The following is a 1,180-nucleotide window of genomic DNA, read 5'->3' as shown; positions in this document are numbered from 1 at the left end:
GTCTGGGCCAAGGACAATGGCGGCATGGGCACCTTCTACCGGTCGCGGCACGAATTAATCTTTGCCTTCAAGAAAGGGGATACGCCGCATATCAACACTTTCGAGTTGGGGCAGCACGGGCGCTACAGGACTAATGTCTGGGAGTATCGAGGGGTTAACACCATGCGGGCAGGGCGCATGGAGGAATTGGCGCTGCATCCGACAGTCAAGCCGGTGCAGATGATCGCAGACGCGATCCGGGATGTCTCGGGACGCGGCGACATTGTGCTGGATGTCTTTGCCGGATCGGGGTCTACCCTGATCGCAGCCGAGAAGACAGGCCGACGCGGATATCTCAGCGAGTTCGACGAGATCTATTGCGATCGCATCATCGCCCGCTGGGAGGCCTATGCGAGGGACGAGGCGGCACAGGTTCTCTGCGGCTGGGCACCACCGGCGGACGCCAAGGCGTTGGAGGCGGCGGAATGAGCAGCGACAAGGACAAGCGTGCGCTCGTGGCCCGCCCGGGCTACGACGTGGGATACGGCAAGCCGCCGAAAGGCACCCGGTTCAAACCGGGCCAGTCGGGCAATCCAAAGGGCCGCCCAAGGGGATCAAAGAACAAACGTCCGGGCATGCATGAGGAACGGATGAAGGACCTCATTCTCGACGAAGCGTACCGCGACATCACGATCCGGGAAGGGCACCGAAGCGTGACTATCCCCATGGCGCAGGCGGTCATGCGGTCTCTGGCTGTGAACGCTGCGAAAGGTCAGCATCGCGCGCAGCGGCTCTTCTCTGAGCTCCTGGCTTCGGTCGAAAGCTCGCGCAGCCTTCTCCATGCAGAATACCTGGACAAGGCGCTGACCTATAAGATTGAATGGGAAAGGGAACTGCGCAGGCGCGCGGAAGCCGGGATAGAAACCATTGACGAGCCTATCCCCCATCCGGACCACATCAAGATCGACTTCCGAACTGGTGAGGTCCGTATTGTTGGTCCAATGACCAAAGAAGAGAAAAAAGAACTCGACTATTGGCGAGAAAAGCTCCCGGACCTCCGCGCCAACGTCGATCATCTGCGTGAAGTACTGGTCCACGAGACCGACCCCGATGAGATCGCAGATCTCGTAGGGCATATCCGGACAGGCGAAGAGTTGTATGAACGGATCAGCACGGCGCTGGCGGTGGTCGAGCAACCTGC

General features: G+C 60.0%; 2 protein-coding genes. Both read left to right on the top strand.

Annotation, left to right across the window (positions count from 1 at the left end; genetic code table 11):
* Positions 1–468: site-specific DNA-methyltransferase (locus GOV38_RS22170; RefSeq protein WP_171210396.1), on the top strand; the 468-nt coding region annotated here is incomplete at its 5' end.
* Positions 465–1,180 (top strand): DUF5681 domain-containing protein (locus GOV38_RS22165; RefSeq protein WP_171213043.1); only part of this gene is annotated, 716 nt, incomplete at its 3' end. The genes GOV38_RS22170 and GOV38_RS22165, both read left to right, overlap by 4 nt.

Source organism: Ruegeria sp. HKCCA5839, from assembly GCF_013035585.1.
Lineage (GTDB): Bacteria > Pseudomonadota > Alphaproteobacteria > Rhodobacterales > Rhodobacteraceae > Ruegeria.
The sequence above is the reverse complement of the archived record's forward strand: the minus strand, read 5'-3'. Positions and strand labels throughout refer to the sequence as shown.